General features: G+C 50.7%; 8 protein-coding genes and 1 pseudogene. 2 read left to right on the forward strand and 7 right to left on the reverse strand.

The genetic code is table 11. The annotated features are described in order from the left end of the window. Window positions 1-134: 134 nt before the first annotated feature. The 5 genes from HRU77_10405 to HRU77_10425 all read right to left on the reverse strand — a co-directional run bounded on the left by HRU77_10405 (window position 135) and on the right by HRU77_10425 (window position 9,537). Window positions 135-2,078, reverse strand: a complete 1,944-nt coding sequence (locus tag HRU77_10405; protein QOJ21067.1) for a diguanylate cyclase — start codon at window positions 2,076-2,078, stop codon at window positions 135-137. Then, entirely contained in the window at window positions 2,065-4,185 is a 2,121-nt protein-coding gene (locus HRU77_10410; GenBank protein ID QOJ21068.1) for an EAL domain-containing protein, read from the reverse strand. The genes HRU77_10405 and HRU77_10410 overlap by 14 nt, the downstream gene beginning before the upstream one ends. Then, on the reverse strand, window positions 4,182-6,944 hold the full coding sequence (locus HRU77_10415; protein ID QOJ21069.1) for a response regulator: 2,763 nt from the start codon (window positions 6,942-6,944) through the stop codon (window positions 4,182-4,184). The genes HRU77_10410 and HRU77_10415 overlap by 4 nt, the downstream gene beginning before the upstream one ends. Further along, complete coding sequence (locus tag HRU77_10420; protein QOJ21070.1) at window positions 6,944-7,504, reverse strand: YfiR family protein; 561 nt, start codon at window positions 7,502-7,504, stop codon at window positions 6,944-6,946. Before HRU77_10420 ends, HRU77_10415 begins: the two co-directional genes overlap by 1 nt. A 107-nt stretch (window positions 7,505-7,611) precedes the next feature. Next, entirely contained in the window at window positions 7,612-9,537 is a 1,926-nt protein-coding gene (locus HRU77_10425) for a TonB-dependent receptor (GenBank protein QOJ21071.1), read from the reverse strand. Here HRU77_10425 and HRU77_10430 point away from each other — a divergent pair. Continuing rightward, on the forward strand, window positions 9,536-9,781 hold the full coding sequence (locus tag HRU77_10430) for a hypothetical protein (GenBank protein ID QOJ21072.1): 246 nt from the start codon (window positions 9,536-9,538) through the stop codon (window positions 9,779-9,781). The two genes, HRU77_10425 and HRU77_10430, sit on opposite strands and share 2 nt — an antisense overlap. Before the next feature lie 307 nt (window positions 9,782-10,088). Here HRU77_10430 and HRU77_10435 read toward each other — a convergent pair whose 3' ends face one another. Next, window positions 10,089-11,939 (reverse strand): ABC transporter ATP-binding protein, encoded by a 1,851-nt coding sequence (locus HRU77_10435; GenBank protein ID QOJ21073.1) that lies wholly within the window; start codon window positions 11,937-11,939, stop codon window positions 10,089-10,091. Between the two features lie 26 nt (window positions 11,940-11,965). Continuing rightward, a complete protein-coding gene (locus HRU77_10440; GenBank protein ID QOJ21074.1) occupies window positions 11,966-13,207 on the reverse strand; it encodes a TraB/GumN family protein in 1,242 nt (413 codons plus the stop codon). A 1,136-nt stretch (window positions 13,208-14,343) separates the two neighbouring features. Between HRU77_10440 and HRU77_10445 the strand changes: the two are divergent. Beyond that, a pseudogene (locus HRU77_10445) lies at window positions 14,344-14,436 on the forward strand (PEP-CTERM sorting domain-containing protein). The last annotated feature ends 329 nt before the right edge of the window (window positions 14,437-14,765 follow it).

Raw genomic sequence — 14,765 nt, forward strand, 5'->3', positions numbered from 1 at the left:
TATACCGGGTTTACCGTTATGAGCAGACAGTGTTTTTGTCAGAAACCGGCATGATAACTTGTCAGATAATTCTTTGAAGCGTTGATTACAGCAAATTTCGCTTGGTTTTTCAAAAATTGGGAAAAGCTGCCAAGTTACGTTTTAATCGGCGGTTTGTCGATGATCGCCGATGCAGCCAGCAGTCTGTTTTTAAATGTCAGAAAGGCGCGGTTTCTTCCGGCATTTTTGGCGGCATAAAGCGCTTTGTCAGCCGCATTGACCAGATGATCCTCGCTTTTCATGCCGGGCTCTTTTAACGCCACACCGATGCTGATGGTGATTTGGATATGGTTCTCGCCGATATTGATTTGTTGCTGGCTGATTTGCTGACGGAGTCTTTCGGCAAAGAGGATGACCGATTTGGCGTCCGAATTTCCAAGTTGGCAGACGATCAGAAATTCCTCTCCCCCCATGCGGCAAAAAGTATCGCCTTTACGCGCGGTTCTGCGGATGGTTGCGGATAATTCCTTCAGTACTTTATCGCCGATCGCATGGCCGTAGGTATCGTTGATCGTCTTGAAATGGTCGATGTCGAGGAGCATTACCGCCATCAACTGCCCCGACCGGTTGGCGACACTCCAGGTTTCCGCCAATGTTTCCATGCCGGAGCGGCGATTGGGCAATTCCGTCAGCATGTCGGTCAACGCGTAATATTCCAGCTTGCGATTGGTGACCGCCAGTTCTGCGGCAAATCGCTTGAGTTGCTCGCGGTCCCGTTCCCAGGATTCCTGTAATTGCCGGTAATGCCAGGCTGCCCGCAAGCGGGCGCGGAAGGCGCGTATATTGATCGGTTTGGTGATGTAATCATCCACGCCGGCATCGAACGCTTTGATGACCTCTTCTTCATCTTCTATGCTAGTCAGCATGATGACATATAAATTTTGTCCCCACTCGGTGGTACGCAGGGATTTGGTTAACTCAAGCCCGTTCATGATCGGCATCATCCAGTCGGTGATGACGATATGCGGTAAAACTTCCATAGCCAGCGCCAAGGCTTGCTGACCGTCGCTGGTGGTGAACACGGTGTGACCGAGCACGTTGGAGAGTAATTCCTTGGTCAGAATCAGGCTCGACGGATCGTCTTCCACCAACAGGATGCGCAGCGAAGCGGCATTCGCTGCATTTTCCGGACGCGGCGCGGCGGCATTCATCATTTTTTGGAATGGATGAGGGAAATCCATGACCGGAATCTTGAGTATTTTTCCCCAGGCATGCCATTCTTGTACGATTTGGTCGATAAAAGTGCCGAATGTTTCGGTATCCAAGCCAATTTTCCCGCCCAGCAAAATCAACTGGGAGATATGCTGATTGCGCTCGCGTTCCTCGGTTAAAGCAAAATCGGCGATTTGTTTTGCCAAATACAGCAGGTGCACAATCTGATAAGGGCGCGAACCTTCGGAAAAACCGGATTCCTCCGGAGTTTCGTGAAAGTAGATGGATTCAACGAAAATAGTAGGGAAGCCGAAGTTGATTAGCATGGCGGCCGTCAATTCGTTATGATCGGTCTGCAAATACTGTTGTTCCAATTGATCCAGCGTAATGTCCGGCGATTGTTTTTGCAGCAGCTCGGAATACTTTTCCGGGTAAATTGAGGCTAATGCCAAGCAACCGATCCGCATCATCAACCCACACGCAAACAGCTCATCGGGAGCGCCTATCCGCGTTACTTTGCCCAGCTCCTGCATGGCGATCGCCATCAACAGTGAATGCGACCAGAACTGCTGGTAGTCGAATCCCGGGCTTGAGCCGTGCTGATATTGATCGATCAACGAGAACCCCATGGCCAGTTGCTTGACGGCCGTCAGACCGACACGGGAAACTGCGTCGGAAATCGATGAAACGGCGCGGCTGTTTTGTTTGGCGGCGTTGGCGCGTTGAATCAGGCGGCCTGAGAGCGCCGGGTCGGTCTGGATCAGTTTGGTGATTTCGGCGATGGTGACATCTTCCTGCCGGCAGGCTTCCAGCAGTGCGAGCGCCACGCCTTTGGGGCTTGGCAACGCGGTGGTGATGTTTAACTGGTTGAGGTCAGCTACTTTCATGATTGACTCCCTGAGGCTTGAGCGCCTGGATGGACCATTGCTTGTCGGTGAGCGCGAGCATTTCTGGCATCGTGATCGGTTCGCTGAAGTAGTAGCCCTGCAAGGTTTCACAGCCGAAATATTTCAGAATCTGGGCTTGATTCAATGATTCGATGCCTTCGGCGGTAACCGAGAAACCCAGATTTTTCGCTAAGGAAATAATGGCGCGGACAATCGCGAGATTTTCTTTATTGTCCTGCAGGCCGCGCACGAAGCTCTGATCCACTTTGATGTGATTGATGGGCAATCGTTTTAGATAATTCATCGACGAATAACCTGTGCCGAAATCATCCAGTGCGATTTGAATGCGATGTTCACGCAGTGCCAGCAGTGTGGCTAACGTATTTTCGCTATGCTCCATCAAGGCGCCTTCGGTAATTTCCAGCACCAGCTTATCGGGTGGAAAACCGGTTTCATCCAGAATGTCGAGCACATTTTGAACAAAGCAGGGGTTTTTGATTTGCAACGGTGAAAGGTTGACGGCAACCTGCAAGGGTTGGCCGTTCTGGTGCCACTGCGCGGCTTCGGTGCAGGCCGTGCGCAGCACCCATTCGCCAATCGGGATGATTAAACCGTTTTCTTCCGCCAGCGGGATAAAATCGGCGGGGGCAATCAGTCCTTGTTTGGGATGCTGCCAGCGGATAAGCGCTTCCGCCGATAGAAAACTTTCTTTGATGACATCCAGCTGCGGCTGATAGACGAGGTAAAATTCATTTTGCTGCAAGGCATTGCGCAAATCATTTTCCAAGTGCATGCGCTTCTCGGCTTGAGATGTCAGGTCGATGTTATAGAACTGGCAATTATCCCGGCCTTCGTTTTTAGCGTGATACATGGCCGTATCCGCATGTTTGAGTAAGGTTTCCGCATCCGCGCCATCATCCGGGTAGAGGGCGATGCCGATACTTGCGGTTAGAACGACATCGCGGCTTTCGAGATGAAAAGGACGGCGCATGGCTTCGCGGATCCGGTGCGCCAGAATCAGCGCATCTTCCGTGCGGGAGAGATTAGGAATGACGACGGTGAATTCGTCACCGCCAAGACGAGCCAGTTTAACCTCCGACTGGCCCGCATTGTTGCGCGATACAAAATCGGAAGGACGTGTGCTGCTTTGCAACCGTTCAGCCGCCCATTGCAGAACGATATCTCCGGTATTGTGTCCCATAGTGTCGTTGATGCTTTTGAATCCATCCAGATCCAGAAAAAGCACCGCTAGTTTGTTGCCGGTATATCTGGCGCGCTTGATTTCACCTTCCAGACGTTCCATAAAAGACTGACGATTAGGCAACCCGGTCAGATTATCGAAATAAGCGAGGTGAAAAATCTTGCTTTCGGAGTCTTTGCGTTCCGTAATATCGCGAACCAAACACAGTGTTTCCTGCGGATCGATCACTACAATGCGGTTTTCGTAGTATCGGGTTTTTTCACCGGCCAGTTTGAGCGGGTACTCGAAAAGTTCCACCGTGCCTTGACTGCGTGCCCGATCGGCGGCGCCCTGATAAAGGTTGACGATTTCTTCCGGCAAACTCCGGCTTAAGGTGTTCTCCGCACCGGTGGTCAGCCAGGGGGTGTTATCCGGGTGGCTGCAAATATCGATCACCATGCCTTTATCGTTCAGAATAAACATCGTATCCGGGATGGCGCTAAAAATCGCTTTGCTGCGTGCGTTGGCCACTTTAAGCGCAAGCATGTTCAAATAACCGCGCCGTAAATACAAGATGCGGTAAGCGATCAAATTCCAGTTAATGGGTTTGGCGATAAAGTCGGTTGCGCCGGCTTCGAAGGCATGGTTGATCGACTGCATATCATCCATGCCGGTTACCATCATGATGGGCAACTCGTCGCCGATTTTTTTTCGCAAGTACGAGCAAACCTGGTAACCGTCCATGCCGGGCATTTCAACATCCAACATGACCATATCTGCGGGCGCATTTTCAAACAGGCGGACGGCTTCATTGCCATCGCACGCCACCATCACATCGAAGCCTGCTTTTTCCAAAGCGGCTTGCATGAGTAGTCTGACCGTTGCGTCGTCATCAGCCAGTAAAATTCTAAAAGATTCTGTTGTCACGATGGGTTGAGTATTTTTCCAATCTCGGCGATTACACTTTGATACTGCTGCTGCATGTCAGCTTGCAGGGATTTAGCATGGGCGAATTCTCCCGATCGTCCATCCGCTTCCAGTTGTTTGAAAATAGCGGATAGGTTTTCGGCTCCGATATTTCCGGAACTGGATTTTAATGCATGAGCCGTTTGACGCAGGCCATCGGCATCGCTATTGATGATGGCCTGCTCAAGCTGATGTACATTCGTTTCAGCCGATTCGAGAAAAGCTTGCAGGATCTTATGCAGCAAACCATCGCCGCCGGATGTGTCAAGTTCGCGGATCTGATTAAGTCGTGACGGATTCAGTGCGGGCATAGCGATAGTTTCGTGTTTTATTCCAATGGCTTCTGATTTTACCGCATTCAGCTGGCTACGTTTTTCTTTCGATAACCAATCCATGATTTTTTGTTGTAATTGTTCAATCGAGTACGGTTTCGACAGGAAGTCATTCATGCCGGCGCCTAAGCAATGATTGCGATCCTCTTCGGTTGCATTCGCGGTCAGCGCGATGATCGGAATATCGCCAAATTGCTTGCGGATTTGCGATGTCGCTTCGAAACCGTCCATCACCGGCATTTGACAATCCATTAAGATGATATCGTACGGATTGTTATAAACGAGTTCTATGGCGTGCTTGCCGTCGTTCGCGATGGTCGTTTCCATGCCGAGCCGGGCCAGCATTGCTTTGGCCACCTCCTGATTGACCGGATTGTCTTCGGCTACCAGAATTTTACCGTTGATGACGGTTGTGGACAAAGACGGCAGGCCTTCTGTATGCGCCGGTTCTATGTCGGTATCGGCAAGGTTGCGTTCCATGACTTCATGGATAATTTCAAAAAGTTCTCTTTGCCGGATGGGTTTGTTGACGCACCGCAGAATACCGATACTTTGCCTTTCCAGTTGACTGGCATCGCCATGCGTTGAAGTCAGCATCATCATGCGGGTTTTGCGCATGCCGGGATGCGCGTGGATTTTATCCGCCAGCTCCAATCCGTTCATTTTCGGCATATGCATGTCGAGTATAGCCAAGTGAAAGGGCTGATTGTCATTCAGGGATTGCGTCATGAACATGAGCGCCTGCTCGGCGCCATTGGCGCACACAACATTAATTTTCTGATTCTGCAATTGAATTTTAAGAATTTCCCGGTTTGTTTGATTGTCGTCGACAATTAATACCCGGATGCCTGCCAAATCGGCCATATAGGGAGAATGGCTGTATTCCAGTTTCGATTTTTCCAGCTGCAGGTGAACCCAGAATTTAGAGCCTTGTCCCGGCGAGCTGTCGACATGAATGCTGCCTCCCATCAATTCCAGCAATCGTTTGCAAATGGTAAGTCCAAGTCCGGTGCCGCCGTATTGGCGGGTCGTTGAGCCGTCCGCCTGAGAAAAATGCTGAAAAATCTTTTCGTGATGTTCCGCTGGGATACCGATGCCGGTATCTTCCACGCAGATGCTGATACCGGCCATAGTTTCGGATTCATCGGTCAGTTTTGTGCGAATCACGACTTCGCCTTCCGCGGTGAATTTAATGGCATTATTAAGCAGATTTGCAATGACTTGACGCAACCGGAAAGAATCGCCGCGCACCATGAAAGCGATATTGGGAGGGGAAAATTGCGCCGCCAGTTCCAGCCCTTTTTTATCGGCAGGCTGCGCGAACATGACCAATGTATCTTCGATCATCTTGACCAAGTCGAAATCGATAACCTCTAGCTCCATGTGATCTGATTCGATCTTGGAAAAATCAAGAATGTCATTGATGATACCCAGAAGGTGCTGGCCGGAACTCTGCACGGTTTCCGCAAAACGGCGTTGATCCTTGTCCAAGTGCGTGTCCAGCAGTAATTCGGTCATACCCAGAATACCGTTCATCGGGGTGCGGATCTCGTGACTCATCGTGGCCAGAAATTCACTCTTGGCTTTACTTGCGGCTTCAGCCGACTCCTTGGCGAGCACCAGTTCTGCGGTTCTTTTGGTGACTTCGTCTTCAAGATGGTCGAGATGGTTCGCCAGTTTTACATCACGTTCTTGAATCATCTCCAGCATGCTATTGAATCCCTTTGACAGGGTATTCAACTCGGCAATGGCACCCCGCTTTAACCGGTTCGTATAATCCGCCTTACTTGTGACATGCTCCATGACCGTGGAGAGATCGTTGAGTGGATCAAGCACGGAACGGTTCAGCCGCTGCAACATCAGATTGGCGATAAATAAGGCGATCACGGCAGCGGCGAGGGTGATGACGACATAACCCAATATCTGCCAGTAAAGCGGCGATAAGGTTATTTCCAGATAGAGACTCCCCAGCAGTTGATCATTGAAGTAAATGGGCTGGGTAATCGTTAGCGAATCGATATTCGTCGTATAGCTTTCGCTCAGGGACGGCACGGTTTCGGGGAGTAATTTATCTTCTACCGAATATTGCACGAATTGTTTTTTTTCTTCCGTGTAAATAGCCGCGGCTCGGACTTCGCGGGTATTGTTCAGCGAATGTAACAGCGTTTTAGCCGTATTCGTGTCCTGAAACATCAGGGTCGCCACGGCATTTTCAGCCAGCAGTTTCGCGGTTGATTGACTGGTTTTTAATAAAGAATAAAAACTGATGAAGAAGCTGCTCAGAATGACCAAAGTGGCAACCAGCAGCATCGCCGTGCCCTGAGTGGCAAAGCTGATTTGCTGCAATTTGGCGCGCAATGTCACGGCGGGCGACGATGAACTCTTCATTATTGATATACCTCACTGGCGAAACGTAGTAATTGAGAGCTGAGTTTTAAGCCATTTCTTTTGGCGCTGGCGATATTGGCTTCAAAGGCTACCTTACCTTCTTTGATAGACATATTGATTACGACACCCTGCTGGCTGGCATTCGGGCTATCACTGACGGTTAGTATCGGCTTATCGTTCAATTGATTGAGGATGGCATGCAAATTGTGAACCACGGAACGGGAAATAAAAACAACCTGGCAAGCGGTGAGATCTTCGATATTTTTTATGTGCCGGATCACGATTTCCCGCTCGTTGGTTTTTTTGCCGCGTAAATGTTGCAAATGTTCACCAAATGGATCGTCGCCGTAAATGCAAAAATTCAGATTAACGCTATGCTGCTCCGGCCACTCCGTGTAAGCAATGAAATTATAAAGGAAAGCGACTTTCAGTCGGTATTCGGACGGTTGTTCCGCTTGTATCAAGGGTGCAGGGATCAGTAATGAAACGCAACACAGTAATCGAATCGCAAAATGGCGCAATATTGATCGATTCCTGCCGTGAATGACAGCCTCCGGCATTCCTAACCCTGCATTCCTGGCACGCGGCCAAGCATGGCTGTAGTTTTGGCCATGCATTGTGCGAGCGGGTGAAAATTCTTTGCCAAGATCATCATAGCAGTACGCGCTTAGAAACGGTAATCCAGTCTGAACCGTACGGTACGGCCAGGTTGCAGGAACGTATTCTGCCAGTTGGTATCTGCGGCCGGATGCAGATAATGTTCGTCGAACAGATTATAAATACTGAGTGAAGCTTCCAATTCTTTTACTTGCGGAATGTTGGTGACCAAATTGAGATTGGAAATGACGGAATCGTCGGTGTTGGAGCCATCCAGGGTTTTGCGCTTGCCGTAGTATTGCAACTCATAACCGGCGCGCAAACCGGTAATCAATGGAATCGGCATGGAAGCGTTCAGTTTGCCGAGATAGTAAGGTGAATTGGGCAAATGGTCGTGATGCTGATCGGCATTTTGGATACCGAAACTGCCGCGTAACCGCGCGCCCCAATCCCAGGTTTTATCCAGCGATAATTCCGCTCCCCGAGCCAGTATTTTTTTCGATGTTTGCTGATATTGGGAAAGCCCGCTCAGCGGATCGACGCCGAGCGCGATCAGGTTATACATATCCCAGGCATAGACGCTGGCGCGCAAGTTCAAAGTCGGTTGCGCCAGATAATCCGCGACCAGCTCGGCGGTGTCGATATATTCGCTGCGTAATCCCGGGTTGGCAATCTGCGCCACGCCATCGGTGTAATCGCGTTCGTACGAATTCGGTGAACGGTGCGCGCGGCCGTAGAGCGCCTTGAATGTGGTTTTGGGCGTGGCTTGCCAGATCAATGCGCCGCGCGGACTCAAACGGCTGCCGATCCAGTGGTTGTGGTCATAACGCAAACCGACGGTGGCGGACAGCGTATCGGTGATGCGCCATTCGTCCTGCAGGTATACGCCCAGCCGCATCACGGAGCTTTTGACACGCGCATTTTCATCGGGATTAGCGAAATTCTGGAAGGTTTGCGTGATGCTGGTGTTGTTCTGATACTCAAATCCCAACATCAATTTGTGATCGGTTAGGGCAGTCGACAGCAAACGCAATTCGGCGCCGTGCCAGTCACTCGGGCCGGTGGAAAGGGTTTTTTCTCCGCCGTATATCATCGGATTATCGTAACGGTATTGACCAAGAAACAGCCGTCCCATGACATTGAGGGTGTCATTGAGAAAATAATCGTTGTACTGAATTTGTGTATTCAACCGGCGGTCTCGCTGAAACTGGCCGGTTACCAGCGGATCGGAGAAGAACATGCCGGTAGGATCATCCTTGCGCCGGTTGCCGTAGATGAAATCGAACGACAGCGGACCGTGCGAAGCGCGCGCGAACATTTGTTTGACGTTTTCACCGTCCATGCGGTGTGCGATACCGGCAATACCGGAATCGCCGAATTCAAGGAAATGATCGGCGCCGCGCGACTGTAAGCCAGAGAAGGAAAGTAACGCATCGGTACCGTTGGCGAATTGCTTGCCCAGCGTGACACGCTCTTGCGGCATGGTTTCCGCCGTCTGGTACGACGCCGATAGCTCGGCGCCGTTTATGTCAGCGCCTTTGCGGGTCACGATATTGACCACGCCGAGCATGGCGTTCTGGCCGTACACCGCGCTGCCGGGGCCGGGGATAAATTCGATGCGCTCGATCAGATCGATGTCGAGCGGAAAATCCCGTCCAGTCGGCCCTTGATCGTAGGTGGCATCGTTGATGCGGTTGCCGTTGATAGTGATCAGCACGCGCGTATTGAAATCCCCCGGCAATCCAAAACCGCGCGTTCCCAGGTATTCGTATTGATAATCGTAGGTGGGGTGAATGCCCGGCAGGCTGGCTAAAGCTTGATTCAGCGTGCGCCAGCCATAGGTTCGGATGTCCTTGCGCGTAATGACGCTGACGGCAGCCGCTACTTGCTGCTGTTTCTGCTCATATTTTGATGCACCGACAACGTTGATATTCATCAGTTGCTCTAAGCTCATCTGTTCCAGATCCGCTGCGGCAAAAACCAGCAGCGATTGCATGCAAAACAAACAACACCATAGGTTTTTTCTTACGGGAAAACTCTTTAGTAAGCCTGTAAAAATGGCTGCGCCAGACCATGCGACAAGGCAATCAGGTTCCGAATACGCATTGCCTGTTCGTAAACTGCGCTTTTGCACCCGATTTCGCTTTGCCTGGCTGTCGCTCGCTACCTTTTTCAGAGTTCCCGCAGCGGGGAGTGATTTTCTTTGTAGTGCAGACACGATTGGCAAATTTGCTTCTTAAATTTTGCGATTTAAACATGCAAGATAAAAGATCAAAGCGCCGAGAAGTAGGATTTTTCCTATCTTAATTGAACTTTAGGGAAACGCTGATTAATTGACTGCACGAGCGAATCGCTTCGTTGCGCGGTACTCACTCCCTCGCCTATCTTGTTGATATGTCTCGGTCGCTGCGTTCCGTGCGCTTATCGCTTCATCTCGTTCGCCGAATTAATCAGCGTTTCCTTAGAATCTGGGCCGCCGATTGCGGCTAAGGCCTGCTTGTCTTTCCGGGAGGGATGACGCCGGTTAAATGGCCGGTTGCAGCGGATTTACGGATTATCCAGTAACCCCAGAAATCCGCCCGATTGATGGTTCCACAATTGCGCGTAGAGCTGGTTGTTAGCGATGAGTTTTGCGTGGCTGCCCTGCTCGACGATCTTGCCTTTATCGAATACGATGAGCCGGTCCATCGCCGCGATGGTGGATAAGCGATGCGCGATGGCAATGACCGTTTTGCCTTGCATCAATTGATACAGGCTTTGCTGAATGCCCGCTTCGACTTCGGAATCCAGCGCCGAGGTGGCTTCATCCAGTACCAAGATAGGCGCATTCTTGAGCAGCACGCGCGCGATGGCGATGCGTTGCCGCTGGCCGCCGGAGAGCGTGACACCGCGCTCGCCGACATGCGCATCATAACCGGTGCGGCCTTTGATGTCGCGCAACGCCAAGATGAATTCATGCGCTTGCGCTTGTTTGGCGGCCGCGATCATTTGATCGTCGGTGGCATCCGGCCGGCCGAACAGAATGTTGTCGCGCACCGAGCGATGCAGCAATGAAGTGTCTTGCGTCACCATGGCGATATTGGCGCGCAGGCTGTCTTGCGTGACCCTATGGATATCTTGCCCGTCGATGGTGATGCTGCCGTGCTGAATGTCGTAAAAGCGTAACAACAGGTTGACGAAAGTCGATTTGCCCGCGCCCGAGCGGCCGACGATGCCGACTTTCTCACCGGCGGCGATATGCAGATTGAGATCGGAAAAAATGCGCAGCGACTCGTGTTGTTCCGGGTGGTAGGAGAAAACGACGTGACTGAAGTGAATCGCGCCTCGCTGCACGACCAGTTCTTTGGCATCGGGAACATCGGTAACGAGTTGCGGGCTGGAAATGGTGTTGATGCCGTCCTGCACGGTGCCCATATTTTCGAATAACATATTGACTTCCCACATGATCCAATGCGACATGCCGGTCATGCGGATCGCCAGGCTCATGACGATGGCGATCGCGCCGGGGCCGATATTGCCTTGCAGCCATAGCGCAAGCCCCAATGCGCCGGTTGCGAACACCATCAGCATGTTGATGGTCCAGACGCTGAAATTCAAACCGGTTGCCAGACGCATTTGCGGATAGACCGTGGCCATGAATTCCTGCATGCCGGCTTGGGCGTAAGCCGATTCCCGCTGACTGCGGGAAAACAATTTCAGCGTCAGGATATTGGTGTAACTGTCGACGATGCGGCCAGTCATCAAGGCGCGCGCATCGGCTTGCAGCGTGGAAATGCGTTTTAAGCGCGGCACGAAGTACCGCAGGATACCAATGTAAAAAATCAGCCACACCAGTAGCGGTAAACAGAGATAAGGGTCGGCGTTGAGCACCAGCAGCAGGGTAGTAGTCAGATAAATGATGACGAACAAAATGACGTCGAGCAGCTTCAATACTGTTTCACGCACCGCCAGCGCGGTTTGCATGACTTTGGTGGCGATCCGTCCGCTGAATTCATACTGAAAAAACGCATAGCTTTGGTTGAGCAGATAACGGTGCGACAACCAGCGTACCCGCATCGGGAAGTTGCCCATCAGCATCTGGTTGATCACCATCGCGTGCATCAGCACCAGCAAGGGAATCCAGAACAGAATGAAAACCGACATGCCCAGCAGTGTCGGCCATTCGCTCTCAAAGAAGTGTTCGGTTTTTTGCTCCGCCAGCCAATCGACCATTTGCCCGACCAAGCTGTAGAGCATCGCTTCGCTGATGGCCAACAGCGTGGTCAGCAGCGCCAGTATGGCAAGATAACGCTCGATGCCGCGAATGTAATGGCGGCAAAATTGATACAGCCCCTTGGGCGGTTCAACCGGGTGCTCCGGCGGATACGGGTCGATCAGGCGTTCGAAGAAGCCAAACATATTTCAGGATGCTCCCTGTTCTAAGTTCAACTGCTGCTGAGTTGCTCGAAAATCCGGAATCCGGCGACGTAAGTGCCGATGGCGGCGCCGAGCGACGATAAAATGAAAATCAATAAAACACGCGTGACTTGATTATTCCACCAGCCTTTTAAGCTGGTCGTGTCGGTTCTGAGCCGGTTGAAATCGCTGATCTTGGGCTTGCGCAAATAGGCTTCAACCGCGGCCACGACCATCCCGGCGCCGATGGCGGGATGCAATGTCGTGATGGGAGCCGCCAGAAAAGCGCTCAGAATGGACAGCGGGTGTGCGAAAGCGATTGCTGTTCCCACCGCCGACAGTCCACCGGTTATCAGCACCCAATCCATAATCATGCTGACGCCGATCTCCGGACTTTGCATGAAGCCGATGCCGAAGCCGGCCAGAACGAACACCACGATCAGCCAAGGGATAAGCTTGAGCCACGGTGACGGCGGCGGAATGGCATCCAATTGCGCAATGCGCTCCTCCGGATTGTTGATGGCGTGTTCTTCGAACTGCCGCGCCATGCCGTTCAAGTGACCGGCGCCGACTACTGCCAAAACATGCCGGTAATTGCTCTCGCGGCATTCTTTGATGAGCCGCGCGGTCATGTATTCATCCCGTTCACTGATGAGCGGACGGAACAAGTCTTTTTCATCTTCCGCAAATTGTGAGAAAGAACTTTCCAATACATCGCCTTCCTTCAATCTTTCGATTTCCGCGGCGCTGAATTTTTCCTGACTGATGACGCTGGCGATCAGGCCGGCAAAAATGTTGATGCGTTTCCACCAAGGCACGCTGTGATAAATCCGTTTCATGGTTGTGCCAATTTCACGATCGATCAACAACACCGGTAACTGGACCGCTTGCGCATCTTTGATGGCAACGCGCATTTCTGCGCCCGGTTCGATGCCGAATTGTTCCGCCATGCGTTGCTGAAAGGCGCCTAGCGCAAGACTGGCGGCAACCATGCTGGCTTGACCGTTTTTGATCACCTGGAATAAATCCATCTTGGCCATGGCATCGGGATTCACGATCGCTCTATGTCGGCTTGGACATAATTCCACCGCCACGGCATCGTACTGCCCGGTGGCGATGAGCTCTTGAACTTTGTCTGCGCTGGCTTTTGAGACATGCGCGGTGCCCAGTAAGGTGATGCTGCTGCTATCGATTTTGACTGTTTTGATCGGCTCCGCTTGTGCGTCATTTTTCTGAGTTAAGGCGGTTGTTTGTTCTTTTGTATTGATCATATGTGACGGTTAAAAACATCGGAAATAGAAATCACAGCAACACCGGAGATTATCACGGTGTCAGCTAAAACGAAATTAAATGCAACGTAAGTTGGACAGCGCTAAGTAATGAATATTGCGACGGGACAATTGCGGTACAAGTGTACTAACAAAAGAGGAGGAATGTTCTATGTACTTAAGAAATTCCAAACCTATAATGGAACACGCTGTATTCGTTAAATAAATTTTGCATTGGAAATATACAAAGTTTAATTGGTTAATGGGTAGTTTGAAATTTAAGTTGGTTGTAAAGAGCGAAGATTCTAACAACTATTTTGTGTTGCAACTATAAATTCAAGGAGTGAATTATGAAATTCGAAATGAAAAAAAGCCACATTGCATCAGTAGTAGCGCTGGCCATATGCGGTACATTTGTTACGAGCGCGCAAGCTGCGCCAGCTTTTCTTTCAGACGGCGCCGGTACCGCTACTACGATTGCTGATGCCGGTTATTTTCAACCAGGTGGTGTCGGTCTGAGTTACTTGGGAAGGGAATTCGTTAACTGGGATACTTTAGCCTCCAACTATACGCTTGAGGCCAATGGAGTAACTGTCGCAGTAGGCGATGAAGTAACACTCAGCAATCCATTTACTTCAACAACCTTTGGGCCTATCGGCGGCCCGATATCAGTCACTACGAATTTAGGTGGTGTTGTTGGCGGTTGGGGTTTTCTTGAAACAGTCAGCATTACTGCGCCTGGCCATGTTTCCGTTATGGTTCAGTTGACGAACTTGACCGGTTCAGTTGCTACAGACGTGCATTGGGGCGTTGGCTTTGATCCGGATCAAGGAAGGGGAGCTGGTCTGGGAAATGGCACGTTCAATGTCATTAACGCGACAGGCACGAGTGATTCCTCGGTTTCGGCATCAACTTCCGATGGAGCAATCATCACATTAGCAAATAATACAAGCGCAGGGGCATTTGAGATTCGGCCTTACGTTGATCCACTTGGCTGCTGCAGCCCTGTCAGTCCTGGTTTAATGTTAGCTACGGCGCAAGCAGCTGGTAGTTACGGATTTGGCGATAATTCAATCAACCTGGCTTACAATCTCGGCACTATCGCTAATAATGATTCAGTTAAAATCGGTTATGAATATATCATGGCCGTTCCAGAACCAGAAACCTATGCTATGTTGCTGGCAGGTCTTGGTCTGATCGGCTTCTCAGCACGCCGCCGTGTAGCAGTGTAATTAGAAGCAAATTTTAGTTAATAGTCACAGAGATGCAATTTTCTCTGTGGCTTTTTTGCATTTATAGCCTGGCAATGTTCATACCCGCGGCGGTAGTGAAAAAACTCCAGTTAACAGTTACGATGAGCGCTATCGATGAATGGTTTCTCTACCGATGTCATAGGGAATCAATAATCTATTCGGATGGGAAACTTACTTTTCAATTTGATTGACTGCTTGGTTTTGTGAGCGAAGTCGATCAAATATGGGCTGCTTCAATCAATTTCATAATGCAATCTTGAGCAAGCGGATAACGGTGTACAATTCATCAAAATGAATAGGTATCTGCC

The organism is Gammaproteobacteria bacterium, from assembly GCA_015709615.1.
In the GTDB taxonomy this organism is placed as follows: domain Bacteria; phylum Pseudomonadota; class Gammaproteobacteria; order Burkholderiales; family Nitrosomonadaceae; genus Nitrosomonas.